Annotated in this window: 27 protein-coding genes and 2 pseudogenes; 28 read left to right on the plus strand and 1 reads right to left on the minus strand. The window is 37.2% G+C overall.

All coding sequences use genetic code 11. The annotated features are described in order from the left end of the window. Positions 1 to 112 precede the first annotated feature (112 nt). The 28 genes and pseudogenes from Q5W13_RS01635 (at position 113) to Q5W13_RS01760 (ending at position 23,090) form a co-directional block, all read left to right on the plus strand. Complete coding sequence (locus Q5W13_RS01635) at positions 113 to 853, plus strand: universal stress protein (RefSeq protein ID WP_304446587.1); 741 nt, start codon at positions 113 to 115, stop codon at positions 851 to 853. Between the two features lie 161 nt (positions 854 to 1,014). Further along, the gene (locus Q5W13_RS01640; protein ID WP_304445158.1) at positions 1,015 to 1,233 is read left to right on the plus strand and encodes a universal stress protein; all 219 of its coding nucleotides are present in this window, start codon (positions 1,015 to 1,017) and stop codon (positions 1,231 to 1,233) included. Between the two features lie 6 nt (positions 1,234 to 1,239). Continuing rightward, positions 1,240 to 1,851 (plus strand): universal stress protein, encoded by a 612-nt coding sequence (locus tag Q5W13_RS01645; protein WP_304445159.1) that lies wholly within the window; start codon positions 1,240 to 1,242, stop codon positions 1,849 to 1,851. 500 nt (positions 1,852 to 2,351) lie between these two features. After that, positions 2,352 to 3,296: a PQQ-dependent sugar dehydrogenase family protein gene (locus Q5W13_RS24505; protein WP_368662397.1), complete on the plus strand. Its 945-nt coding sequence runs from the start codon at positions 2,352 to 2,354 to the stop codon at positions 3,294 to 3,296. A 183-nt stretch (positions 3,297 to 3,479) separates the two neighbouring features. Continuing rightward, entirely contained in the window at positions 3,480 to 3,767 is a 288-nt protein-coding gene (locus Q5W13_RS24510) for a hypothetical protein (protein ID WP_368662398.1), read from the plus strand. 98 nt (positions 3,768 to 3,865) lie between these two features. Continuing rightward, complete coding sequence (locus Q5W13_RS24515) at positions 3,866 to 5,374, plus strand: PKD domain-containing protein (protein ID WP_368662399.1); 1,509 nt, start codon at positions 3,866 to 3,868, stop codon at positions 5,372 to 5,374. A gap of 61 nt (positions 5,375 to 5,435) precedes the next feature. Beyond that, complete coding sequence (locus tag Q5W13_RS01655; RefSeq protein ID WP_304445160.1) at positions 5,436 to 6,599, plus strand: hypothetical protein; 1,164 nt, start codon at positions 5,436 to 5,438, stop codon at positions 6,597 to 6,599. Between the two features lie 1,338 nt (positions 6,600 to 7,937). After that, positions 7,938 to 8,285, plus strand: coding sequence for a single-stranded DNA-binding protein (locus Q5W13_RS01660; protein ID WP_304445161.1), 348 nt, complete (start codon positions 7,938 to 7,940; stop codon positions 8,283 to 8,285). Between the two features lie 76 nt (positions 8,286 to 8,361). Next, a pseudogene (locus Q5W13_RS01665) lies at positions 8,362 to 8,808 on the plus strand (JAB domain-containing protein); the annotation flags it as partial. An 86-nt stretch (positions 8,809 to 8,894) separates the two neighbouring features. Next, a complete protein-coding gene (locus tag Q5W13_RS01670) occupies positions 8,895 to 9,041 on the plus strand; it encodes a hypothetical protein (RefSeq protein ID WP_304445162.1) in 147 nt (48 codons plus the stop codon). 436 nt (positions 9,042 to 9,477) lie between these two features. Further along, positions 9,478 to 10,032: a BfmA/BtgA family mobilization protein gene (locus Q5W13_RS25695; RefSeq protein ID WP_438364174.1), complete on the plus strand. Its 555-nt coding sequence runs from the start codon at positions 9,478 to 9,480 to the stop codon at positions 10,030 to 10,032. Position 10,033: 1 nt separating this feature from the next. Beyond that, a complete protein-coding gene (gene mobB / locus Q5W13_RS01680) occupies positions 10,034 to 11,059 on the plus strand; it encodes a MobB family relaxase (RefSeq protein WP_304445163.1) in 1,026 nt (341 codons plus the stop codon). Positions 11,060 to 11,125: 66 nt separating this feature from the next. Continuing rightward, positions 11,126 to 12,655, plus strand: a complete 1,530-nt coding sequence (locus Q5W13_RS01685; RefSeq protein WP_368662401.1) for a type IV secretory system conjugative DNA transfer family protein — start codon at positions 11,126 to 11,128, stop codon at positions 12,653 to 12,655. Between the two features lie 100 nt (positions 12,656 to 12,755). Continuing rightward, entirely contained in the window at positions 12,756 to 13,505 is a 750-nt protein-coding gene (locus tag Q5W13_RS01690; protein ID WP_304445164.1) for a phospholipase D family protein, read from the plus strand. Positions 13,506 to 13,753: 248 nt separating this feature from the next. Further along, entirely contained in the window at positions 13,754 to 14,428 is a 675-nt protein-coding gene (locus tag Q5W13_RS01695) for a response regulator transcription factor (RefSeq protein ID WP_304445165.1), read from the plus strand. Between the two features lie 31 nt (positions 14,429 to 14,459). Continuing rightward, entirely contained in the window at positions 14,460 to 14,810 is a 351-nt protein-coding gene (locus Q5W13_RS01700) for a hypothetical protein (protein WP_304445166.1), read from the plus strand. After that, on the plus strand, positions 14,800 to 15,690 hold the full coding sequence (locus Q5W13_RS01705; protein WP_304445167.1) for a sensor histidine kinase: 891 nt from the start codon (positions 14,800 to 14,802) through the stop codon (positions 15,688 to 15,690). The genes Q5W13_RS01700 and Q5W13_RS01705 overlap by 11 nt, the downstream gene beginning before the upstream one ends. A 101-nt stretch (positions 15,691 to 15,791) precedes the next feature. Next, positions 15,792 to 16,328 carry a carboxypeptidase-like regulatory domain-containing protein gene (locus Q5W13_RS01710; RefSeq protein WP_304445168.1) on the plus strand — a complete coding sequence of 179 codons (537 nt, stop codon included), beginning with the start codon at positions 15,792 to 15,794 and terminating at the stop codon, positions 16,326 to 16,328. A gap of 47 nt (positions 16,329 to 16,375) precedes the next feature. Continuing rightward, a complete protein-coding gene (locus Q5W13_RS01715) occupies positions 16,376 to 17,317 on the plus strand; it encodes an outer membrane beta-barrel protein (protein WP_304445169.1) in 942 nt (313 codons plus the stop codon). Then, a complete protein-coding gene (locus tag Q5W13_RS01720; protein ID WP_368662402.1) occupies positions 17,286 to 18,131 on the plus strand; it encodes an outer membrane beta-barrel family protein in 846 nt (281 codons plus the stop codon). Before Q5W13_RS01715 ends, Q5W13_RS01720 begins: the two co-directional genes overlap by 32 nt. Positions 18,132 to 18,514: 383 nt before the next feature. Next, positions 18,515 to 18,982, plus strand: a complete 468-nt coding sequence (locus Q5W13_RS01725; protein ID WP_304445171.1) for a PepSY-like domain-containing protein — start codon at positions 18,515 to 18,517, stop codon at positions 18,980 to 18,982. Between the two features lie 159 nt (positions 18,983 to 19,141). Further along, the gene (locus Q5W13_RS01730) at positions 19,142 to 19,690 is read left to right on the plus strand and encodes a phosphatase PAP2 family protein (protein ID WP_304445172.1); all 549 of its coding nucleotides are present in this window, start codon (positions 19,142 to 19,144) and stop codon (positions 19,688 to 19,690) included. Positions 19,691 to 19,703: 13 nt separating this feature from the next. After that, entirely contained in the window at positions 19,704 to 20,429 is a 726-nt protein-coding gene (cmoA, locus tag Q5W13_RS01735; protein WP_304445173.1) for a carboxy-S-adenosyl-L-methionine synthase CmoA, read from the plus strand. Positions 20,430 to 20,431: 2 nt separating this feature from the next. Next, on the plus strand, positions 20,432 to 21,166 hold the full coding sequence (locus tag Q5W13_RS01740) for a methyltransferase family protein (RefSeq protein ID WP_304445174.1): 735 nt from the start codon (positions 20,432 to 20,434) through the stop codon (positions 21,164 to 21,166). 1 nt (position 21,167) lies between these two features. Continuing rightward, positions 21,168 to 21,467, plus strand: coding sequence for a hypothetical protein (locus tag Q5W13_RS01745; protein ID WP_304445175.1), 300 nt, complete (start codon positions 21,168 to 21,170; stop codon positions 21,465 to 21,467). 30 nt (positions 21,468 to 21,497) lie between these two features. Next, positions 21,498 to 21,893, plus strand: a complete 396-nt coding sequence (locus tag Q5W13_RS01750) for a phosphatase PAP2 family protein (protein ID WP_304445176.1) — start codon at positions 21,498 to 21,500, stop codon at positions 21,891 to 21,893. 71 nt (positions 21,894 to 21,964) lie between these two features. Continuing rightward, positions 21,965 to 22,492 (plus strand): HD domain-containing protein, encoded by a 528-nt coding sequence (locus Q5W13_RS01755; protein WP_304445177.1) that lies wholly within the window; start codon positions 21,965 to 21,967, stop codon positions 22,490 to 22,492. Between the two features lie 28 nt (positions 22,493 to 22,520). Then, positions 22,521 to 23,090, plus strand: coding sequence for a phosphatase PAP2 family protein (locus Q5W13_RS01760; RefSeq protein ID WP_304445178.1), 570 nt, complete (start codon positions 22,521 to 22,523; stop codon positions 23,088 to 23,090). 331 nt (positions 23,091 to 23,421) lie between these two features. Here the strand turns inward: Q5W13_RS01760 and Q5W13_RS01765 are convergent. Next, positions 23,422 to 25,196 (minus strand): annotated as a pseudogene (locus tag Q5W13_RS01765) (efflux RND transporter periplasmic adaptor subunit). Between the last annotated feature and the right edge of the window lie 2 nt (positions 25,197 to 25,198).

A 25,198-nucleotide genomic window follows, 5' to 3' on the forward strand; every position in this document is an offset into this window, starting at 1 on the left:
ATAGAACCAAAACAATGAAAAACATACTGATACCTACTGATTTTTCTGACAACGCCTCAACGCCATTGAATACGGTATTGCCTTTTTCAAAAAAACAAAATGTAAGTTTCATATCGTACATGTAAATCCTATTGCTTCATTTTCAGACGGTGAAGTGGCCATGTATGCATCACAAGAAATTTTTAGGGAAAGTTTAATAGAAGAAAGCTTAGAAAAACTTCAAAAATTACTTGAAAAAATAGAACGTCTGCCATTGAATACAAAACATACTTTTTATACCTCGGCTTTTTATGGATTCTTTACAGATTATATAAAGGAAGAAGTAAAGGATAAGAACATTGATCTTATCATTATGGGAACCAAAGGTGCAAATGGCATAAAAGCCGTTTCCATGGGTAGCAACACGGGTAATGTAATAACAAAGGTTAAGTGCCCCGTTTTGGCCGTACCCCAGAATGCGGAATATCATAGACCAAAAGAAATTGTTTTTCCTACGGACTATTATTTAAGCTACGATATTAAAGTGTTAGAAAATATAAAAGAATTGGCATCATTAAACCACTCCACAATACGTTTTCTATATCTCTCAAAAGCAGGAGAAAAACTAACCCAGGAGCAAACAAAAAATCAAGAATTTTTAAGCGGTTATTTTTCAGAAATTGAAAATAGTTTTCATAAAATAACCGGAGAAAAACTTGAAACGGCCGTACAATGTTTTACAGAAAGTAGAAAGGTAGACATGATTGTTATGGTTGCAAAGAACCTAAATTTTTTGGAACGGATTCTTTTTAAACCCAAGGTGGAAAAAATAAGTTATCATATTACTATTCCATTTCTAGTCTTACATGAATAGAATACTAAAAAGAGTTGATAGCGGTTGCGAAGAACAACCCAATATTATATGCTTCTATTTACCTCTACCCCTAAAAAAACTAAACTCTTTAAACTGACCATTATCATAGTTTTTTATATACTATACCTTTAGATTTATACTTAAAATTAAACGCAAGGGCCATGAAACGAATTTTACTTCCTACTGATTTTTCAGACAACTCATTTGAAGCCATCCGTTATGCTTTGCTGGTATTTAAGGAGATAGAATGTACATTTTTTCTTTTGCATACCTATACTCCCCCTGTATATCAAACGGAATATCTTATAGGCAGTTCTGGGCAACTTGGTTTGGGCGATGTAATGCGTGAAACCTCTCAAACACAGTTAGAACAATTATAAAGCCGTTTGGAAAAGGAATACAAAAACCCTAATCATACTTTTGTAGTCCATACAGCTTTCAACACCCTATTAGGAGAAGTTACAGATACAATAGAAAAAGAAAATATAGACTTAGTGATTATGGGTACTAAAGGTGCTACGGGAGCTACGGAAATACTTTTTGGCACCAATACCGTTCACGTAATTAAAAAAGCCAAATGCCCCGTAATAGCAGTACCCCCAAAATTTGAGTATGAAGCTCCGAAGGAAATTTTATTTCCCACAGATTTTGAAATTGAGTACAAAAAAGAAAAATTAGAAGTCCTTTTAACAATTGCCGAAAAATATCAATCTAGGATTAACATCATGCACGTTCGTACAGGTTTAGACCTTACAAACACACAGAAAAAAAATAAAAAACAACTTGAAGAACTTTTGGATAACAGGAGTCTTTTTCATGATATACCAGACAATACAATAACCGATGCGATCAATGAATTTCAACTGAAGCAAAGAGTAAACCTATTGGTCATGGTACAAAACAAACATACATTTTTGGAGCGTCTTTTTATAGAGCCGGTCATTAAGAAAATTGGGTTTCATATTACGGTGCCCTTCATGGTCATTCCCCAAGTATAGTTTTAAGAAAAACTTATCGAATACATAACCTGTCAGGATATTTCAAAGCTTTGCTTGATTTAGAACCTTCTCAAAATAAAATCGGGCATTAGAACACACCTTTAAATTTTTAAGCCATAAACCACTTTATTTAAAGGTGTTATGACTAAAGAAAGAATTTTATCGGAATAAAATGATGAAAGGCGAGATTACTAAAAGCCTTCTCTACATGAAAATTTAACTAGGATTAAAACCCCATAGGTAAGCCTAAGTTTTTTTAGTTTTATTTTTTATGTAACAAGGGTTACTTACGGCTGATTGCCAGACATATAACTTTGCCTTGAGTTAGTAATCACAAAATATAATTACTTATTTATTTTTTCCAGATTCCCCCAAGTAAGCTTAACAATATGACACCAGTCATATTTTAAGACTTTCAAGGTATTTAATTTTGAATTTCTATTGACTTGGATTTATAGTAAAATTGATTGCTTCCATTTTTTTACAAATTGCTGATTATAATGAAGTTTTCCCTAAAAAATACTTACTTAAGTAGTCTAAAATGGATTCTGGCCTTATTTTTAAGTCTTTTTATTGGATTGTTTTTCAGTCCCTTACAGGCACAAATAGATTTTACAAAAAGTAATTTAAACTTCAATGGGTTTGGGTCAGCCCCTATAACCACATCCTTAACTTTTGGACCTGACGGTCGCTTATATGTATTAGAATATCCGGGGACAATTTATGCCTTAACCATAGAGAGAAATACCTCTGATGATTATGTAGTAATTGCAAAGGAAGCTATTACCGGAGTTAAAATTATACCAAATCATGATGACGATGGCACTTCATGTAGTGGGCCTTCAGGAAGTTGTAATAGTAGAGAGTCAACTGGTTTAGCAGTTTCCGGTACAGCTAAAAATCCTATCCTATACGTAACTTCTAGTGATTTTCGGGTAGGTTCGGGTTCTAATGGTGGTTTTGGAGATGTAAATCTTGATACCAACTCTGGAGTAATTACTCAACTTACATGGAATGGTAGCACATGGGATATTGTAGATTTGGTAAGGGGATTGCCACGTTCCGAAGAAAACCATGCGACCAACGGACTTGAGTTTACCACAATTAATGGTAACGACTACCTTATTGTTGCACAAGGTGGACACGCAAATGGCGGTGCACCATCTGCCAACTTCAGCTATTTATGTGAATATGCTTTGTCGGGAGCTATACTTTCAGTCAACTTAACCGCTTTAGAAAAAATGCCCGTTCTAAATGATAATGGAAGAAATTATGTCTATAATTTACCAACATTAGATGATCCTACCCGCGCAAATGTAAATGGTATAATTGACCCTAATAATTCCTCCTATAACGGTGTGGATATAAACGATCCTTGGGGTGGTAATGATGGTCTTAACCAAGCAATTGTTGTTCCTGGAGGTCCTGTGCAGATATTTTCGTAAGGCTATCGTAATCCATATGATTTAGTTGTCACGGAAAGTGGTGCTGTTTACACTACCGATAACGGAGCAAATGGCGGTTGGGGCGGTCTTCCTGTAAACGAGGGGAACGCAACGGTAACAAACGCTTATGATGCAAATGAGTCAGGGAGTGACTCCACCTCAGCTGCTGATGACGGTGAGTTCATGAACAATACCGATCATTTACAACTGATAACTACAAATAAAGACAAATATAACTTTGGGAGCTTTTATGGAGGTCACCCTAATCCAATAAGAGCTAACCCCACAGGTGCCGGTCTATACACAGCTCCCGCAAACCTTGAAACTGTTGGCGCTGTATTCCGTACGCAAAAATATGATCCAAATGGTTCAACTCCAGGCTCTACAACTAATGCAAATATTGCATTACCGGGAAACTGGCCACCCGTTCAAACGGCAAATAGTGTTGAGGGTGACTGGCGTGGGCCATAATCCCAAATCCTGATGGGCCAGATGATGACCCTATTACAACATGGGGTACAAATACCAATGGAATTGATGAGTATACCGCCTCCAATTTTAGCGGTGCCATGAAAGGAAATCTTCTTGCTGGTTCTAGTCGCGGGATTTTGCGTAGGGTAGAGCTTAAGGCCGATGGTACTTTAAAAAATTTTACACCTGAATTTTTAGGTGGCATTGGCGGTAATGCACTTGGGGTAACTTGTAATGGTGATTCTGAAATATTTACTGGCACCATTTGGGCAGGAACCCTAAATGGGAAAATTGTGGTTTTTGAGCCTATGGAAGGAGAAGCGTTGACTTTTCCTTTTAGAATTAATTCAGGTGGGCCCGAAGTAAGCCATGAAGGAAATCTTTTTCACGCAGATGATTATTTTTTTAACGGACAGAGTTATACTAATTCTAGCGTTAAAATACCAGAGTTATACCAAACAGAACGTTTTGATTCAAAAAATAATCTTGATTATAAAATTCCCGTTCCAAATGGAAATTACGAAGTAGTACTACATTTTGCCGAAATTTATTGGGGTGCAACCGGTGGAGTTGCCGGGGGGATAGGGAACCGGGTTTTTGATGTAAATATTGAAGATGTATTGGTTTTAGATGATTATGATATTGTTGCTGATGTAGGTTCCGAGACACCAGTAGCAAAGTCATTTTTGGTTACTGTATCTGACGGTGAACTTAATCTAAACTTTTCGGCATTGGCAAGTACAGGTGGTGTAAACAGCCCTAAAGTTTCGGCCATTGAAATATTGACTGACTCAAATGAATCACCGGTCGCAATTGCCAGTGCAAGCCCAATGAACGGCATTGGACCTTTAAATGTAGATTTTACCGGTGCCAACTCAACTGATGATATAGAAGTAATTAGTTACATATGGGATTTTAAAGATGGTTCTACTTCTTCCCTCGCAAATCCCAAACATACGTTTACAACTTCCGGTATTTATGAAGTAGAATTGACTGTCCAAGATTCAGAAAAACTTACCAATTCAACCACCCTTACTATAACCGTAGTTGATAACCAAAATCAGGATACAGTTAGAGGTATATATGCAAGTCCTGATAATGGCACAGCTCCATTAGAGGTGTCTTTTACCGTTTTAAACGAGGTAGATGATGTTGCAGCAACAAGTTATTTATGGGATTTTGGAGATGGTTCCAAATCTTCATCTATAATGGAACCAAGCCATGTCTTTAGTGAAAAAGGTATATATGAAGTCTCTTTGACGATCATAGATGCGCAAGGCCTAAGTCATTCGCAGACTACAACCGTTACGGTTATAGACGAAAAAACAGAGGAAGAGAGTATTGTTGGTATACTTATGAAAAATCCTGTCAAAGAGATGGCTCAAGTTCGCATAGTCGCAAATGGTACTGATATTGTCAAAGTCATTAAAATATATCTACATGATTCCTCCGGAAGAATTGTAGGCATATATAATGCAAAAGATATAGTATCCAACGGATTATATCAAATACCTATAGCCTCATTGAGCACAGGTCAAATCTATTATTTAAGTTTTGAAATAGATAAGGGTAAACGGCTTGTATTTAGTATGCTAGTAGACAATTGATAGATAATGACAATAGTAATATAAAGTACACCTACGTATTTGAAGAGTAGTTGAACACATTATGATAAAGAAAAGACATAATTTAAAAATAACCTTGGTATTTATTATAGCCATGTTACTTGTTGGACTCTATTCATGTAATTCGAATTATTTAGATGATTTTGAGGATTATGACATTGATACAGATGGCGACGGAATTTTTGATAGCCAAGAAGTATTAAATGGCACAGACAAGAACAACCCATGTGACCCTTCTCACGATGTACAGTATTCTTCGTTCAACTCATCTAATTTAGTATGGTTGGCCGGTGACTGCGATGGTGATGGGTTGATTAACGGAGATGAACTATCGGTTGGGAATAATCCTTATGGCGATCCTATAATTAAGAATTTTGCAGTGCCAGAGTTTCTTTCAAACTTATCCCAGCTAAAGTTGTTTAAAGGTAATATGTCCGATTTACAGCTAAACGACAATGTATATGAATATGATATGAGCACTCCTCTTTTTACCGATTATTCATATAAACTTCGTGTAGTGGCCCTACCAGACGGTACACAAATGACGTACAAAGGAGATAACTTATTAGATTTTCCTGATAATACAATACTAGCAAAGACTTTCTACTACCTAAATGACGAAAGAGATTCTTCCTTAGGGAAAAAATGTATTGAAACTAGGGTATTGATTAAAAAGAATGGAGAGTGGTTGGTTCGTAATTATTTTTGGAACGAAGATCAAACTGATGCCGTATTGGATGATAATGCACACGGTCTTCAGGTAGATTGGATTGATGACCTAGGAGTTTCAAGAATAGTAGATTATGTGGTTCCTTCAAATACAATGTGTGTGCAATGCCACGAGCTTAATGAGAAAATCGTACCTATTGGACCAAAAGCTAGAGCAATGAATTTTAATCATAATGGGCAGAATATCCTTCAATTTTTTAAGGATAATAATATGCTTGCCGAAGCTCCGGAGGTTTCACAGATTCCTACACTTCCTGATTGGTCAGACACTAGTTTGACTTTGGAGGAACGAGCAAGAGCTTACCTAGATGTAAATTGTGCCCATTGTCATCAAAAAGGGGGCTCTTATAATAGAGATTTCGGAGATAAATTCTATTTTACTTTTGAAACCTCATTTACAAAAAGTAATATTTATGTAGAGCGTACGCAAATTAGTGACCGAATGGGTACTGCTATTATAGCTATTTTATGCCCCTAATTGGTACGAGCATCAAACATGATGAAGGTATTGACCTTATCAACACCTATTTGGATTCTTTGGAGCCTTAAAAGAAGCGAAAAGCAAATTAAATTCCAATTTTAAGGGAAGTCAATAAACTTGATGCAGAAGCTATGTATCTTTTGAAGCGATACTTACTTACATTGCTAATCCAGTAGCTCCTTTACAAGTACTTAAAAAGCTCTACCTAAATACTAAATTAGATAGCTTTAGTGAACCTACAAACAAAAGCATAATAGATTGTTTTTTGCACACTAAAAAGTATGCATTAAAATAGTCTCGCACGAAACCATTAGAAAACAAAAAACCTCGTAAATCACGTGATTTACGAGGTTTTATTACCATTTGCATGGATTTTGTCGGGGTGGCAGAGTTGGAACCCTAGCCACATACCGCTTAATAACCAATTAGTTACCTCAATTTTTTCAAAATAGGACACCTCAGAGGGCACCTATCTCAGCGTTTTGACGCTTTCGTAACCTAAAGATAAAAAAGGTTTACCAAAACAATGTAAATCGATTCAAATTTAATTTTCGTCGCAAATTAGAAACCTGATTTAAGTTAGGTAAGCCTTATCTAAAAGCAACACTCTAGAAAAGGAGAAAAAATTAATATCAATACAATACCACGGCAAAGGCAAACTCGTAAAATACACCCATCAAAAGACTACGGCATAAAGCCAAAAAGGTTTCTCCTGCACCTATTCAAAATACAGTTTTATCTCACACCTAAAACCAGTAACCCGTTCAGCACATTGCCACTCCATTGCACTACGGGCAAAGAGCTTCCCTCCTACTGGTCTTGGACCTAATCCCAAAGTTCAGATTTCCATTCCGCTATTCCCGCTGAAATACGCAGGACGCTCCATTCCCAATAGGAACTTTGGAATCAAGTCCGCTTGTACTGAAATTGATATTTAGCGTTTTGTTCCACTTCAAGAGGAGTTTGAAACTTCACGATTAAGGGTTTTGCTCTACTGCCCGAACCGCCACCATTACCCTTTTTTGACGGCGAAAAAACAACATTCATCCTTGGACGACTGCATAATCAGGCTCGCACCTCGCTCTTTTTATAAGTCTTACCAAGACTGAATATTGTGATGGGTTTAGCAACAAAAAAAGGTAACAGCGACGGCTCTGTGGGAAGTAAATCAAAACCGCAAACCATGAAATCATATCAAATCCTCAAAAATGAAGCGGAACAAAAGTTAAAAAACAACAAAAAAGGAAAACGCTCTAGGTGTAATAAGTAAATCGATTTTAAAAGCTGTTCGAAAGGTTCGGACAGGCGTAATAATTAATTCTAAATTTTTCAATTATGAGTAGTATCAAAAATTATGTGCATCTGTTAGGGAACATCGGAGATGACCCTAAAGTAACTGAACTCGATGGTGGTAAAAAAGTAGCCCGGTTTTCTTTGGCTACCAATGAAACCTACAAAGACGGTAAAGGGGAAAAGCAACAAATAACCGACTGGCACACCATCGTGGCTTGGGGTAAAACCGCAGAAATTGTCGAAAAGTATGCGCACAAGGGCAAACAGGTAGCGGTAGTGGGCAAACTTAAAACTAGAACCTATACAGAACCCAACGAGGGTAATGAGAGACGTGTCACGGAAGTTATAGCCGATGAAATTTTGTTATTGGGCGGTAAGTCCGATAAGTAATTTACCAAAAAGAAAGAGGGCATCACCGTGGAAAGTTCTGCCCTCTTTTTCATTATTCACTCTTAACAAGAAAACAATGAAAAATAAAGTTAATGAAATTCAAATTAGTTATTGCGAAAAATTAGGGGTTCTAAATTCAGAACCTGCAAACTCTTCCGAAAGAGTTGCCAAAATGTTATATCAAACATGGGATAAGAACACTATCGGGCTTCATGAAACCTTTAAGGTTTTACTACTGAACAATGCCAATAAAGTTAAAGGAACGTTTCAAGCCTCCACAGGAGGTCTGACAGGTACATTGGTTGATTTGAGAGTGCTTTTTGCCGTCGTACTTAAAACACTTTCAACAGGCATTATACTGGCACACAATCATCCATCGGGAACTAGCAAAGCGAGCGGTGCCGATGTCGCATTGACAAAAAAAATAGAAAAAGCTGCTGAACTCTTTGACGTCAGCGTTTTGGATCATCTTATCATACTACCAGATGGAAACTATTTTAGTTTTAGGGATAACGGTTTAATGAAAAACAGATGGTTATGGACATTAATATCGACATTCCGTTTCGTCTTAATTTCAATAATCTGGACGGAGAAACACAGGAAAAACTTATGCAGCAATCAAAGCATGAAGTAGAGAAAAGATTTGGCCCAGAAATTAAAACTTACGCTCAAGAAAACAATTTAGACCATGAGCAACTCTTGGAAGAAGAAGCAATTAAGAACCTCTACAACCATAAGTTTAAGTTCACGGTCTGAAAAAGTTTTAACCCAATTGAGAAACCTTTGAGAAATCAAGGGTTTTTTTGTGTCCTATTTTTCTCATCAAAAGTCTAATATTAATTGAAACAGTTTTCGAATTCATATGGTTTGGTGAAAATCCTTGAATATTCTTCAAAAAGAGAATTCAAAAACTCTTAAAAAATTGCGTTCGTAAACCATCCAGAACCACTCAGTCTAAATTTAACTGAAGGATGAAAAAAATCCTGCGCGGAAAAAAGGAATAGCAAGAGGGCAACACGCTGGCGCGGCGTTGCATGATTCCCTCTTAATGTAATGAGCTGTATATGATAAGATTACAGCTTACATTTTCAAGAAGCCAGCTATTCACAAACATGATTTTTGCGGCAAATGGCCTCAAACAGCCAGTAAACAGGGTAAGTTTTGCGGCAATTCAATTTAAGGAAAAGTTTAAATGAGCACATTTATCAACATACGTTTCAAAAAAGAAACCGCTCGAAGATTTCAAGAATTTTCGAGACGTTTCTTTAAGACGCATACCGAAGCGCTTCAAACGATGTTGGACTTCTTTTTCTACAATGAAATTTCGCCAAAGGAAACGCTCGGACCGAATGCAAGAACTTTGGAGAACAATATCAAGAAGCGCATCAATTCACTTATCTCGATTATCAGGGATATCGAAAAGCATCAGACCCAACCGACAACCGCCATGATGCAATTGCTTTTTGAACATACCCCACAAAAAAATAAGCAGCAGAATCTGAAGGAGAAACATCAATCGAAAAATAGCCCAAAGGATGATGCTTTTTTCACATCCGCCATGGAGGCTATTGAACTTCAAAAACAAAACACAATCCTTAAAAATGACCTTTTTAAAACCAAGGAGGACTTGACTTTTTTCATTGAAAGTGTAAAAACAACTAAAAGTGGATTGGGAAAGTCCAGGTTACTGCTCGATATGAAGCTTTCAGATTTTGAATCCTTTAAATCAAACTATAAAATAGAATAAAATGTACATCTCCACTACCCCGCAAAATTTGGACAAAACATTCTCCCAGAGCTCGAGCGATTTCGTCGATTATCTAGAAAAAGAAAATTCAGGAAAAGAACCGGATTTGCAGGAACACTTTTTTGACCAAAACAATGACAGAGTTTCTCCGGAACATGTGGTCAAAGAAATCGATGGAAATACGGCCAAGCTTAAAAAAACCGAACCTAAGTTCTACTCCCTGACTGTTAATCCAAGTCAAAGAGAGCTAAAGCACATCAATAACGATCCTGAAAAGCTAAAGCAATATGTTCGGGAGATTATGAAAGACTATGCCGCCTCTTTTCACAGAGACCGGCCCGTTTCGGTGGCTGATATAAAATACTTTGCCAAAATAGAATATGAACGGACCTATAAAGGCTTTGATAAAGAAGTTCGGGAAAATCAACCTTTTAGGGGGAAGGTTGCCAAACTGGAAAATCAAATCAGAAAGGCAGAAAGAGGGGAAACAACCAGAAATGTTCAAGCAATTAAAAAAGAACTGGAAAATGTGAAATTATTGGTTCCGCATTGGTTGGATGGAAAAATCGTAGAACAGGGAATGAAAAAACCAGGGCTTCAAACCCACGTTCACATCCTCGTTAGCCGCAAAGACGTGACCAATAAATATAGTTTATCCTATGGCAGCAAATACATGCAATCGGAATCAAAACTCAATGGAAAAGTTGTGAAACGGGGATTTAATCGAAACCAATTTTATGATGATGCGGAAAAGAAATTCGATACTTTGTTTAAGTACAAAAGGAATTTCGTAGAAACCTACGAAGCCCGGAAAACGTATCTCAAAGACCCTTACAGGTACTTCGCACATCTATTGAAACTGCCGACCAATGAGCGGAGCGCTGCCTTTAAGATACTAGGCAAGGCGGGAGTAAACATACCGCGCGTAAACATACCCACGAACAAAGTACAACTAGCCTTAAAAACGATAAAACAATTTAAAAGAGCTATGGATATTGCCAGATCCTCTAGCTCCATAGGAATCTAGACTATCATGCATCCAATCCCCATAATTCTATTGTACTATGTTTCCGCTACAGGCGGCATACTTTTGATGCATAGATACCTTCGAAATGCTCTGATTTTAGTAAGCTTATTACTATTCTATATGGGGTTTTTGGGCAGTTATTCCCAAAGTTTTCAGTATTCCATTGTATTCGTATCTAAATGGTTACTCCCCTTACAACTGATGAGTTTTCTCTTTTTTATCACAATAGCAAAAGAAATTGATAATGATGCTGTACATCCGCGATACCGAGTGCGGTTTCTTCTTGAAAACGGGATTCTTCAATTAAAGAATATCCGTAGGGGCATTTCCATTATCGGTTCTGCAGGAAGTGGTAAAACAGAATCGGTAGTTTACAGTTTTCTGAAACACTTTTGTCAGCATCAATTTTGCGGGGTAATCCACGACTATAAGCATTTTGAAATAACCGAAATGGTCTATCCGCTTTTCGAAAAGTCAGAGATACCCCTTCACATAATCTCCTTTGACGATATCTACAAGCGTGTAAATCCAATTGCCCCCAAATATCTTATTGACGAAGAAAGCGTCAACGAAATTTCTAGGGTTCTTTTAGAGAATTTATTGGAGCAAAAGGAAACGGGAGCTTCAGGTTCTTCAAAGTTTTTTAACGATGCGGTCGAAGGATTGTTAGGAGGAATGATTTGGAAAATGAAAACAGCTTTTCCGGATTATTGTACACTCCCCCATTTGATTGCCATGTACCAATATCTGGATACCGAGAATCTGGTTTCCTTTCTTAGTTCGGATTTCACCTCCAAAGCGATGGCCGATGCCTTTATATCCGGTATCGACTCGGAACGACAGACCGCCGGAGTTATGAGTACCTTAGCCAACGTACTTAAAAAGATAAGTACGCAACGCCTATTTATGGCGCTGTCCGCAGATGAAGTCCCATTAGACATTAACAATCCTAAAAATCCATCCGTAGTATGTGTAGTGAACAACCCTAAATTCGAAACGGCCTATTCTCCGGCGATTGCCACTATTCTTCATACGATAACCAAACAGATGAGTGTACGTAAACGAATGTCCTCTTTTTTCCTTGCGGAAGAAGCATCCACATTCCGATTGTTGAATATGCAGCGAATACCTGCGACCTTAAGAAGCTATGATATTTTGACGGTATATGTACTTCAGGATAAAATACAAAATGACTTGATGTATGGGGATAAGGCCAGTAAAGCGATTCTCAGTAATCTTTCCTATCAATTCTTTGGTAAGGCGAACGACCCGGATACTGCCCAATATTATGAGCGTTTCTTTGAAATCGTAAAACGACAGACCAAAAGCGTTAGCAAGAGCAGTAATTGGAATTTTGACGCCCGAATTACCAAAGGAGAAAAAGAAGTCAGCAAAATACGTTCAGATGTGTTTTTCAGGCTGAATAGAGGCGAATTCATATCCTTTGCTGATGGCAAGGACAAACGTGTTAGATTCAAAAAACCGGATATCCAAAGAGTCCTACCCAAACCGCGCTACGCTTACAATGATGCAGAAATACGTGCGAATTATCAACGTATTCATCTTCAAGTTAGAAAACTATTCAAAGACCTCTGAAACAACTCAATCAATTGAAAATTAGTGTGTTAAAAACATTATTCATTTTGAAATCATAAGGAAATTTCGTACTTTAAATATCATATTAAGAGTTTTTCTAATGTGGTTCAATCAGGCAAAATGTGATATTTATATGGGTACAGGAGCAGGTACCAAGTTGCTGAAGGAAATCGGAAATGCCCAATGTTCCGTGAAAATTTCCTCGCCCTACCTATCGCCTAAAATGGTCGATGAATTGGTTTGGTTACATAAAAAAGGTATAAAGGTCACCTTGATAACCTCCGATAAATTTGACAGTAGAAGCTATCGCCAAGAAAAGAGTATTCTACCGTTGGTGGTTCAGAACCGACATTTGGATGAGGAGGCCAACCTTGTGAGAAAAAAATGGTTCCTGACTCAAAGGATATTGATGACTGGCAGTGTTGCATTAGCCCTAATTTTATTAATACTTACCATAGCTTCGTACAATTCAATATATATCCTCGGGTTAGGTATCGCTTTCCTCCTTTTTTTGTGCTCCAGATATGCGAGGAGAAAAACCAAGCATATCAAAATTTACTCATATACCTATTCTTCACTTTTCCCATTTAAGGTTTTCGTTGCCCCGGACTCTTATCAAATCAATGATATGTTTATCCATGGTAAAATTTATATCATTGATGGCCATACGGCATATTTGGGTTCGTTGAACTTTACGGAGAGCGGTACCAAATACAACTATGAAACTAGAATTCGAGTAACGGATACGGAAGCTGTTAGAAAAATTGAAGAAGAATTTGATTCCTTATATGACCATCCATGGCTTGGCTTTTTTTGGTATCGAAGAATGGGGAAGATCAATTTATACTGAACCTATTAATCAAAGTTCTTCAGAATTAAGAGTAACTTTTAGTTGATTTTATAGTGTCCCTTAAAAGGTAAATTAAGGGAACTACTAAAAAGGACCACATTTAAGACCTTCGGTTACCAGATTCTAAAGTGTGGGCAAACTGTACCAAATAACGGCCGTTTTTTGGTACTCCAAAAATTTATCTAATTGCTGTCTTTAGATTTCCCTAAGAATTACGCCATACCTTTATGCTTCAGAGTTTTGATAGAATGAAAATCTTAATCGCAGAAGACGAAAAAGCATTACAGCAATCCATATCCACATATTTGGAGAAGGATGGCAATTTATGTGAAGTGGCATCCGACTATAGAGAAGCGGTCTATAAGGTAGACTTATACGACTATGACCTGATTATTTTAGATGTGAACCTAATTACGGGCAGCGGTCTAGATGTGCTTAAAGGTTTGAAAGAACAGAAAAAAGAATGTGGAGTAATCATCATTTCGGCTAATAATTCTTTGGACGATAAATTGGACGGTCTTGATCTTGGAGCAGACGACTATATTACAAAACCTTTTCACCTAGCAGAACTCAACTCCCGAATCAAAGCAGTTTTGCGACGGGGTAAATATGGTGGCGACGATACATTGAACTTCAATGAAATAAAAGTTGATACAAAATCACGAACGGCCTACATCAACTCAAAATCATTGCCATTGACAAGAAAGGAGTATGATCTACTGGTTTTCTTTATGACTAACAAAGGCAGGGTACTTTCCAAAGAAATCATTGCAGAGCATTTGTGGGGCGACAATAGTGACCTAGCCGATAATTTTGATTTTATTTACGTGCACATCAATAATTTGAGAAAAAAACTAACAGCCGAGGGAGCCAAATACATCAAAACTGCTTATGGTAGCGGATATAAATTTATAGAAGAATAATACGGTGGCAGAGAAATCTAAAAAAGTGAGATTGATTCGAAAAACTTCCCAGACCTTTCTCTGGATAAGTGCCGTTTTAATGGTGGTTAGTACTGTAGCACTTTATTTTTATGTTAAAAACCTTTTACGTGAAGAAGTAGAGGAAGAACTTTTTTCTACGATGTCTAGAGTTGAAATTGCCTTGGCCACTAATAAGATGGAATTTTCATTAGCTCCCCTAGTAGATGTATCAGAAGTAACTACCATTGAGGCACAAATATTAAAGGACACCATTATATACGACCCGTCTCAAAAAGAGATGGAAGAGTTCAGGGAGCTTACCGCTTATAAGGAAATCAATCAAAAAAAATATAGAATATCGGTTCGTAACCTTGGTCATTGAATCCGAGGATATTTTGGCAGCCATAGTCATATCATACCTTATCATAATTGTATCGGTCTTTCTCATCCTATTCTATTTTAATAAAGCACGGAATAAGAAGTTATGGATGCCTTTCTTTAAGAATCTGGAAGCGATGAAAAGTTTTTCATTGGCTTCAAATAAACCTATCCCCTTGGTGGATAGTGAAATCCTTGAGTTTTCTGAACTCAATACTGAAATAGGAATTTTGACCGATAAGGTAAGGGGAGATTACAAAAACTTAAAACAATTTACGGAAGACGTTTCACATGAACTACAAAACCCTCTAGCTATCATCCAAGCTAAAATTGAAAATATTATCAATGGGGATACTCTAAATGATAACCAGTTCGAGCATTTGACCTCTATTCAAAAAGACATTCAAAGGCTTGCCCAAATGAACAAGCGGTTGACTATACTGACCAAAATTGAAAATAATCAGTTTGCCAAACTTGAGAAGGTCACTATCACAGACCTTATTCAAGAGACCATCACTAATTTTCTAGAAATCTCATCATCTGAAATTGAATTTAGCAAAGATCAGATTATCGAGGTTCAAATGGACCGATACCTAGCCGAAATTCTATGTAACAACCTTATGTCTAATGCTATAAAACATAGCCCTAAAGAAGGCAAGATAGTTGTTGTGGCAAAAGGAAATAGCCTTTTTGTCTCCAATGAAGGAAGTACGGCATTGGAAAATCCTGAAAAATTATATTCCCGTTTCTACAGGGAATCAGATACCAATAAATCTACAGGATTGGGGTTGGCTATTGTAAAGCGTATCTGTGACCTCTATAGATTTAGCATTGCATATAACTTTGATGAAAACAAGCATATTTTCACTATTAATTTCAATTGAAACTTAAACAAACTATAAACTTTATTAAAAATCGTAACAACTTTAAATTCTCTTTAGGTTTGCAATCTATTTTTGGGCATCAATCAATTAAAATCATCTAAATGCAAAATACGATAGTTTTCCTGCTGCTTTTTTTTACTACCCTAATCTCTTATTCACAAGAAAAAGTTATAGTTACAGGACAGTTGTTCGACTCCGAAACACAAGAAACCTTGCCCTTTGCTAACGTTTCAATAAATTCCTTTGCCAATAATGCACTCGTAACGGGAGCGATAACCGATATTGATGGGAGATTTGAAATACAGGAAATTCCTTTGGGTAAATACGAAGTGTATTTTTCATTTATAGGCTATGCAAATGCACAACAGACATTAGTTGCGGGAGGACTAAATACGATATTCGATTTGGGTAAAATCGAATTAAAACCATCTGCAGAGGCACTAGAGGAAGTTCAGGTAATAGGAAAACAAGCGGCTACTAATTCAGACCTCAATAAAAAATCATTCAGTTTAGCAGATAATATTGCGCAATCGGGTGGTTCGGTATTGGATGCGATGAAAACCATCTTAAGGGTCGCCTTTGACCAAGAAGGGAAAGTGGTACTTCGAGGAAGTGATAAGGTCGTTGTGCTGTGCTAATCGATGGTAAGCAAAGTAGTTTAACAGGATTTGGAAATCAAAAGGGTTTGGGAAATATCCCGGCATCCAATATTGAGAAAATCGAGATTATCAATAATCCATCAGCTAAGTACGATGCGAACGGTTTTGCAGGTATCGTAAATATTATTTATAAAAAAGAAAAACAGACAGGTCTCAACGGAGATGTTGGTCTTTCTTTAGGATTGGGTGCATTGGGAAAAAGGAAGCCAGATACTAAGACTGACTTAGGTAGTTTTAGTGTTAACCCTAAACTGATACCAAGCATCAATCTGAATTACAAAAAAGATAAAGTCAACTACTTTTTACAATCAGAATTCATCATTCAGGAGGCTTTGCCCAATAATGAATTTACAACGCGAAATTATAAGGATGGAAGGAATATAATTTCTCAAGTTCCCGAGAATCGAAGACAATTTCGTTCGATTATCAATGGGGGAATAGATTTTGAATTGGATGATAAAAACAGCTTAACTATTTCAGGCCTATACGACCGCGAAAAGCACATAGATACAGCGCAAGTAGCTTTTACAGATTTGAATACGAACACCCGAAATAGATTTTACAACTGGCGGGAAGAAGAAGTTACCAGATATATCAATGCATCTGCGAACTACAGACATCAATTTGAGCAAACAGGCCATACCTTGAGCGCAAATGTTCAATATACCCAAGGTTTGGAAGATGAAACGTATTCCTTGAACGATAGTTCCGCTGTACGAGTTGGAAGGGATAAAACGAATATTCTTGCCATAGAAAATACTACAAGTATTTCTACGGATTATGTGCGTCCTTTAAAAAGTGGACGTATTGAACTTGGGGCTAAATTGCGCATCAGAAGATTGCCTGTGGATTACACGATAACCTGGCGACCAGTCGATTATTTATCCAGATTTGGGCACGTTCTCCGATTGGGGAGAGAATCTATATGCCGGATATGTGAACTATCTATTGGAAAAAGAAAACTATGATATCGAGGCCGGACTTCGCGCGGAGCAAACTGATGTTTTTTATGACCTTGACCCCGTAAACGCATATTATCCCGACAACGATAAGTACGATTATTTTGAACTTTTTCCGAGTGTTCGGTATACGTACAAACTGAACGATAACAACAAGCTTTCCGCATTTTATAATCGAAGGGTAGACCGTCCGGGCGAACCCGAACTTAGGATTTTTCCGAAATATGATGACCCCGAGTTGTTGAAAGTAGGCAACCCGTATTTACGACCTCAGTTTACGGATGCTTTCGAAATTGCCCATAAATATTCATGGGGTACGGGTTCGCTGTTTTCTGCAGTATATCATCGTATGATAAAAGACCAGTATATGCGTATTTTCAGCATTGACAACTCGAATCCGGATTATGATATCGTAAATAGAATTTATCAGAATACCGGTAATGCCACCAATACAGGTATCGAGCTGCTATTTAGTCAAGATATTACCAACACCTTTAAAATATCGGCAAGCTTTAATGGATATGTCAATGTAATAAATGAGTTTGAAGGCACTTTACTTTTTCCATTTGAAAGGCAATTTACCCTCGCCAAATCTAATGATGAAGCTTGGGATGCTAAAATTACTAGTGAATTTATATTGCCTTGGGAAATAGCTGCGCAGCTAACGGGTGTTTATTTCTCCAGCAAGAATATTCCACAAGGGGAGCAACTTGCTCGTTCCTCAATTGATTTTGGACTTAAAAAAAATATATGGGGTAAAAAGGGAGAAATGACCTGGCCGCCACAGATATTTTTAACACTTTCGGCATTCGGCAAGATGTAATTGGAGATGGTTTCACCGCTCGCTATGAAAATTACTACGAAACCCAAATTATCCGTGCCGGACTTAAATATCGTTTCTAGCAATTTCTCTTTAGATTTCCTTTAGTTCATCTTTAGAATTGCTCTCTACATTTGCTCAACAATCAAGTTGTTAATGTTTTGGATGTTTCGTAATAGAATCGTTTGGTGGATTAGGGCTATTATCCATATAGCGATGGAAATCATTTTTATGCTTCCATTTGCGATAGCCATGTATTGGGTATCCAAACAGCAAAAGATATAGTCTGCTAAACACTTTGACTTGTCTTCTTCCTTTAGATTCCCTTTAGCTCAACTTTAGATTTCAATTCTAGATTTACTTAACAATTTATAAACAGAGATAATATGAAAAAAATAAAATCCATTGGAATATTGGTATTTGCCATAATAATGGGCATAACTATATATGCATTTGGTTCGATAGATGAAGTTCCGAAAAAAGTAAAGGATGCATTCATTCTTAAATTTCCAGAGGTGTCTTTTGTTCAATGGGAAAAGGAATCTGACACGGAATGGGAAGCCGAGTTTGAGATTGAAGGAGTGGAATACTCCGCTAACTTTATGGCTGATGGTACTTGGGCAGAGACCGAACATGAAATTAGAAAAAGAGATATTCCTAAAAATATTAGAGCGGTCTTAAAATTGGAGTTCCCCAAATATAAAATAAAGGAAGCCGAAATTTCCGAAACTTTAAAGGGTTCAGTATACGAATTCCTGTTGAAGAAAAGCAAGATAAATCTAGAGGTTGCAATCGATAAAAAGGGTGCTATTCTCAAACAAGAAGTTGTTAAAGATGAGGACCAAAATGATTGATAAATTCTAGATTTGATAAGCAAACTTCATGATAAAAGTTTGGTGTCTTTTCTAAGCGTTTTCAAACTTTAAGATTCCTTTAGATTCCGCTATTACATTTGACTTATAACAAATTTGGACAATACTATTTTGTCTTGACGTCTTGAAATGCACGATACATTGAAAAATAGAATTTTATTACCCCTGTTTCTATTAACAGTCTGCTTGTTAAATACCACAAGGGTAGCTGCTCAAAATAAAACGGTTCAATCTGCCGGTGATGTAATCTTGTTTTCATTGCCCGCTGCTGCCTTGACAGGTTCTTTAATCGCTAAAGATTACAATGGTACTTGGCAATTTACCAAAGGAGCTTTGTTAAATCAGGCAGTAACCATCGGACTGAAATATGGCCTGAATAAAGAACGCCCTTTTGGTAACGGAGATAGGGCATTTCCATCGGGACATACTTCCACAACATTCCAAAGCGCGGCATTTATACAAAAGAGATATGGATGGAAATACGGTATTCCGGCCTATGCCCTTGCAGGGTTTACAGGATACAGTCGTATCAATGCCCAAAAGCATGATGGGTGGGACGTTCTTGCAGGAGCTGCCGTAGGTATCGGTAGTGCTTATCTTTTTACAACACCGTACCAACGTGAACATATGGAACTGACCTTTGCTAGTTGGGAAGATAATTATCTCCTAGGGTTCGCTTATAAATTTTAAACACCAACCAAAAATGGAAAAAGACATCGTTTTTAAAGATGCCCAAAGACCAGCCTACGACTTTAAGTTCAACAAAGAGGTCGCTACCGTGTTCGATGACATGGTCGTGCGCTCTGTTCCTTATTACGAGGAGATGCAACGCATGATTGCGGAACTTACTAAGGACTTTGCGGTAAAAGGCACTAACGTTTATGACTTGGGTTGTTCAACAGGAACGACCATGATTAATTTAGATAAGATACTTGAGAAGGATATTCATTTTGTAGGCATCGACAACTCCGATGAAATGTTGATTAAGTGCGAAAGTAATCTGAAGGAAGCCGGAGTAAAGCGCAAAGTAGCTTATGAAAACCAAGACTTAAATTGTGATATTGAATTGAACAATCCATCGGTGGTAATTTTTTGCTTGACCTTGCAATTTCTTCGACCGTCGAATAGGGAGAAGATATTGAAAAAGATATGCGACAGCTTGCCCGAAAATGGAGCAGTCATTCTAATTGAGAAAATACTTACCGAGCATTCTATCTGTAATCGACTATTTATAGAGCATTACTACCAGTTCAAAAAAAGGAACGGGTATAACGAAACGGAAATCGCCAAGAAAAGGGAATCATTAGAAAATGTACTCGTCCCTTATCAGCTATCAGAAAATGAAGCTTTACTGAAAGATTGTGGTTTCCGATTTACAGAAGTCTTTTTTAAATGGTACAATTTCACAGGTGTAATCGCAATTAAATAATCATGGTCAAAATCGGTAATTTTTTCTTCAGAACACGAAACTATTTATTCCCAGTTTTTTATGTATTTCTTTTCCTTCCGTTTACGCGGATCTCAGAAAACTACGCTACGGTATTTTTTATAGGACTGGCAGTTGCTATCGTAGGACAGTTGGTTCGGATGCTGACCATCGGTCTGGTGTACATTGTTAGGGGTGGACGAAATCGCAGGATTTATGCAGATGGATTGGTAACAGACGGTCTTTTTTCTCATTGCAGAAACCCAATGTATGTGGGTAATATTCTGTTGATTATTGGAATAAGTATTTTATCCAATTCCCTATTTGCGGTTCTGGTCATGATTCCCTTGTTCATCTTTATATATCAGGCCATAGTACGAGCAGAAGAAGCTTATTTAGGCAACTCTTATGGGGGAGGTTTTGATGTGTACTGTGCCAAAGTAAATCGGTGGATTCCTGAACTGAAAGGTATCGGGACAACATTTAAAGAAAACGATTTCAATTTAAAAAAAGTTGCGTTTAAGGAGTACAACACTTCCTATTTGTGGATGTTGGGGGCTGTATTGCTTTTAGCCTACAATACCAATTGGTTAAAAACAAAACTGACCTTGGAAAATGAAGGTATTTACTTCATTGCAGCTATAGCCCTACTAACGCTACTATATTTCTCGATTAGATTCTTTAAAAAACGGGAAAGACGTTTGAAAAGACAAAAACTGGCTGCTGAACAAATTGCATAATATGAAAAAGTTCCTCACTATTTTATTGAATGTAGTTACGTTGATAAACCTGTCAGCGCAAGTTGATAGCACGAATATCAAAACTAAAAGAAACCTGCTAAAGAAAAGTATCGTACCCTTATCACTAATAGGCACGGGTATCCTACTATCCGATAGTGGTTTTGAGAAGTCATTCAACACCACGACTAGAAATTGGGTGGGTATCGACTTTGAAACGACTTTGGATGACTATACAAGGTATGCACCTGTCGCAACTTTATATATTGCTGATATAGCTGGTATTCAAGCCAAAAATCATTGATTCGACCAAACAAAGAACCTCGCTATTTCAATGATTCTGACTGATGTATTTACCCGGGCCATAAAAAAAAGTGTTTTCAAACTTAGACCTGACGGCTCTAACAACAATGCCTTTCCTTCTGGGCATACCTCCATTACCTTCGCCTCTGGTGCCGTCGTTTACGAAGAATTTAAAAACTTCAGTTCACTATTGGCCTATTCTGGATATGGTTTTGCAACCCTAACTGGTGGCTTACGAATGGCCAACAACAAGCATTGGGTTTCTGATGTGCTTGTAGGGGCTAGTTTAGGTATTCTTGTGACCAAATTAGTCTATCATTTTGACTATTTATTTAAATGGAATCCATTTATCAAGGCAAAAGACATGTCCCTAGTTCCAAGATATTCAAACGGAAACGTCGGACTTTATTTTTCTAAAAAATTTTAGAGGTGATGAGTGCGTTGGTCAGCAGAGCAAAAAAACATTGTTTAGAGTTATTACATAAAAGTCGCTGTAATATGTTGCCATTTCACAATGCGAAACATACCATACAGGTTTATGAAAATACTATTAAGATTAGCGATTATGAAAAAATCGATTTTGAAGCACTTGAGCCTATACTTTTGGCAGCTTTATTTCATGATGTAGGTAACGCAGTTACTTTTAAAGGCCATGAGGGCTTTAGTATGGATGAAACTATAATGTTCCTTTTAATGCAAGATTATCCAGAGCAAAAAATCCAAAAAGTCATTAACTATATCGAGGCTACACGAATGCCTCAGAAGCCAACTGATATATACGAGAATATTATCTGTGATGCCGACTTATACCATTTGGGCACAAGTGAATTTTTGGAAATGAATAAACTTCTTAGGAAAGAATGGGCAGAATACTTAAAAATAGATTATTCAGACGAAGCTTGGAATAGCTTAAATATTCAATTCTTACAGCAACATCAATTTCACACGAAGTATGGTAAAGAAATTCTTGAGCCCGTAAAAAAACAAAACATCGAACTTCTAAAGCAGAATCAAGGAAGCTTCTAATTCAAACACATCAAACTAACTACTTACAATGAAATTAATTTCTTTATCGATACTATTACTTGTTTTTAACTTAACGATTGGACAAGAAATAGACTCCCCACAAGAAATCAGAAGAGAAACTAATATACAACGTTTTGGAGACTATGCGCAGTTTGCACCAACAGCGGTATCGTTGATAGCTATAATCGCCAAGAAAGATGAACAAGGGTTTTGGCAGTTGAGCAAATCTGTTGGTGCCAATCTAACCGCTACATGGATTTTAAAATACGCAATCGATAAGCCTAGACCCGAAGGAAGAACTGACGGTCATGCATTTCCATCAGGGCACACTTCATTCGCCTTTCAAGGTGCTTCCTTTCTTCAAAGAAGATATGGGTGGAAATACGGCGTACCTGCCTATGCGCTGGCGGCATACGTAGGGTGGAGTCGGATGGAAGGAATAGGCGAAAGACATGATGGATGGGACGTTTTGGCCGGAGCAGCGGTAGGTATAGGAAGCACCTATTTATTTACTACACCTTATATGGAGGAACATTTAGAACTTAGTTTCGAGAGTGGAGATGGTTCTTATGCTTTGGGGATGGTTTATAAGTTTTGATTAATCTATTTATTGCTTAAGATTAGTACCGTAAAACGAACCTATGAAAGGACTTATTCCAGTTTTCAATTCGGTTTTATAAACTGGCCGTTTTAAAGAACCTTAAATTACTAGAAATTAATGTTTTGAGAAAGAGTCAAATAAGAGAAAACGAATTGTAGTTCAAAACTTGTAATTCGATACCACTTCATAAACGTTTTCTACTTTTTTCAAATAGGTTGATATAGCTTTTAAGTCTTTGTAATTAAGATTTTCATGCCTTAAATTTAGGTCATAGTCATAGCCTTATTATCTTTTTGAATTCTAAAGGTTACTTCAATCGAAACTCGTTTTATTTCAAACTATCAATCACACTACCACAAGTCAACATTGCATCACCATAGTATGGATTCCTAATTTCTTTTTCTGCACTTAACCAAATAGCACCTTTGTTGCTATTGGCCATAGGACATTTTTGAACATACATTGTTTCTGAAGGAGAATCTATATTCATTGCAATGGCCACCATATTTTCACTTAAAACCACCAATCTAGCTCTTTGTTTCTTTAAGTCTGAATTAGAAGAAATACCACCCAACATTTCAATACTCTTAGATAAATGAGAATTTTCCATTTTGCCCAAACCACCTATTTCTATGGCTTTCATTTTTTCTAATGTGGTTTTCGCTAAGGCAGAGACCTGACTCGCATCACTAGCTACAAATGCATCCTCCATTTTAAAATACGGTTTTAATGCAGCTTGAAAAGCTGCTTGAAATGCTCTTGGCAGTTTCATTTCCATTGTTGAAATAGCATTGGATTCATTTTCTGTAACTGCTTGCATTCCTAAATGACCTTCATGACCTGTCATTGTTTTACCAGCTGACTTGTTCATCATTGACTTCCTACCTTGTAATTGGGCTGCTGCATCTACAGTAAATGTACCATTGGTAACAATTTCCTCTCCATTTTCCAAACCGGAAGTAACTGTAAAATTACCCCCGTTACGGAGGCCAACAGTAACTTCTCGCATTTCAAAAATAGCCTCATTTGAATTTGGTTTTACGTATACTAAAGAGCGCTCCCCTGTCCATAAAACTGCACTCGCAGGAATATTCAAAGATTCCCCCTCAGCTTGGACTGTCCCTTTTATTCTTCCTGTAACAAACATCCTGGCTTAAATATATTGTCTTTGTTTTTCAAGGTTGTACGGATCGTTACTGTTCTTGTAATGCTATTCAATACAGGGTCAATAAATGAAATAACCGCATCAAATTCGGTGTTAGGATATGCGCTTGTGGTAACCTTTATTTTCTGCCCTTTTTTAAACTGTGAAATTTGATTTTCATACGCATCAAATTCTGCCCAAACTGAATTAAGGTTGCTTACTTTTAGAATAGGCTGACCTTGTTTTAAATAATCTCCTTCTGCAGCCATTACCATCGCAACAGTTCCTGAAACCGTTGCGTATAATGGAAAGTTTTCACGCACTTTTTCAGTTGATTCTATGTTGTCGATTTGACTTGCTGAAAGCTTCCATAGTTTCAACTTATTGCGAACAGCTTTATATAAAGCCGGTTGAGACTCTTTTAAAGAAGCCGCTGTAATTAATTCCTGTTGAGCGGCTACAAGATTAGGGGAATAGATTGTTGCTAATAATTGCCCTCTTTTTACTTCCTGCCCTTCAAAACTTACATTCAATTTTTCCAAACGACCATCAAAATAACTTGCTTGAATAGCATTGTTTTCCTCGTTTGTTGCTATTTTACCAGATAGTGAAATTACCCCGTCATTATTACCTTCAATACGATTTCGAACAATGGTGGTTTCAATATTTGCTAATGCCATTGCATTTTCTGTCATCTTGATTTGATTTGCAGTCAAACCATCCGCCCCAGCTTCTGCGGGAATCAATTCCATCCCACAAATAGGGCAATTACCAGATTCTGGTTGCATAATCTGCGGGTGCATTGAACATGTCCACATTTCATTCGTTGAAGCCTCAGAATGGTCGTGGGCGTCCGTTATTTTTTGATTGCTTGAATCCGAGCTATTACCGAATATTAAGTAACCTCCTAGTAGTCCAATAATTACTGCAATACCGAGATATAAGATGTTCTTTTTCATAA

Origin of the sequence: Zobellia laminariae (assembly GCF_030553095.1) — a bacterium.
GTDB lineage: Bacteria > Bacteroidota > Bacteroidia > Flavobacteriales > Flavobacteriaceae > Zobellia > Zobellia laminariae.

What these genes read in the sequence shown, in the direction of transcription:
- Q5W13_RS01685 (WP_368662401.1), top strand. Translation starts at nt 11,126, where the DNA reads ATGCATAGATACCTTCGAAATGCTCTGATTTTAGTAAGCTTATTACTA.
- Q5W13_RS01660 (WP_304445161.1), top strand. Translation starts at nt 7,938, where the DNA reads ATGAGTAGTATCAAAAATTATGTGCATCTGTTAGGGAACATCGGAGAT.
- Q5W13_RS01725 (WP_304445171.1), top strand. Translation starts at nt 18,515, where the DNA reads ATGAAAAAAATAAAATCCATTGGAATATTGGTATTTGCCATAATAATG.
- Q5W13_RS01750 (WP_304445176.1), top strand. Translation starts at nt 21,498, where the DNA reads ATGATTCTGACTGATGTATTTACCCGGGCCATAAAAAAAAGTGTTTTC.
- Q5W13_RS24510 (WP_368662398.1), top strand. Translation starts at nt 3,480, where the DNA reads ATGAACAATACCGATCATTTACAACTGATAACTACAAATAAAGACAAA.
- Q5W13_RS01690 (WP_304445164.1), top strand. Translation starts at nt 12,756, where the DNA reads ATGTGGTTCAATCAGGCAAAATGTGATATTTATATGGGTACAGGAGCA.
- Q5W13_RS01640 (WP_304445158.1), top strand. Translation starts at nt 1,015, where the DNA reads ATGAAACGAATTTTACTTCCTACTGATTTTTCAGACAACTCATTTGAA.
- Q5W13_RS01655 (WP_304445160.1), top strand. Translation starts at nt 5,436, where the DNA reads ATGATAAAGAAAAGACATAATTTAAAAATAACCTTGGTATTTATTATA.
- mobB (WP_304445163.1), top strand. Translation starts at nt 10,034, where the DNA reads ATGTACATCTCCACTACCCCGCAAAATTTGGACAAAACATTCTCCCAG.
- Q5W13_RS01755 (WP_304445177.1), top strand. Translation starts at nt 21,965, where the DNA reads ATGTTGCCATTTCACAATGCGAAACATACCATACAGGTTTATGAAAAT.
- Q5W13_RS01695 (WP_304445165.1), top strand. Translation starts at nt 13,754, where the DNA reads ATGAAAATCTTAATCGCAGAAGACGAAAAAGCATTACAGCAATCCATA.
- Q5W13_RS01745 (WP_304445175.1), top strand. Translation starts at nt 21,168, where the DNA reads ATGAAAAAGTTCCTCACTATTTTATTGAATGTAGTTACGTTGATAAAC.
- Q5W13_RS01740 (WP_304445174.1), top strand. Translation starts at nt 20,432, where the DNA reads ATGGTCAAAATCGGTAATTTTTTCTTCAGAACACGAAACTATTTATTC.
- Q5W13_RS01670 (WP_304445162.1), top strand. Translation starts at nt 8,895, where the DNA reads ATGCAGCAATCAAAGCATGAAGTAGAGAAAAGATTTGGCCCAGAAATT.
- Q5W13_RS01760 (WP_304445178.1), top strand. Translation starts at nt 22,521, where the DNA reads ATGAAATTAATTTCTTTATCGATACTATTACTTGTTTTTAACTTAACG.
- Q5W13_RS25695 (WP_438364174.1), top strand. Translation starts at nt 9,478, where the DNA reads ATGAGCACATTTATCAACATACGTTTCAAAAAAGAAACCGCTCGAAGA.
- Q5W13_RS01710 (WP_304445168.1), top strand. Translation starts at nt 15,792, where the DNA reads ATGCAAAATACGATAGTTTTCCTGCTGCTTTTTTTTACTACCCTAATC.
- cmoA (WP_304445173.1), top strand. Translation starts at nt 19,704, where the DNA reads ATGGAAAAAGACATCGTTTTTAAAGATGCCCAAAGACCAGCCTACGAC.
- Q5W13_RS24515 (WP_368662399.1), top strand. Translation starts at nt 3,866, where the DNA reads ATGAAAGGAAATCTTCTTGCTGGTTCTAGTCGCGGGATTTTGCGTAGG.
- Q5W13_RS24505 (WP_368662397.1), top strand. Translation starts at nt 2,352, where the DNA reads ATGAAGTTTTCCCTAAAAAATACTTACTTAAGTAGTCTAAAATGGATT.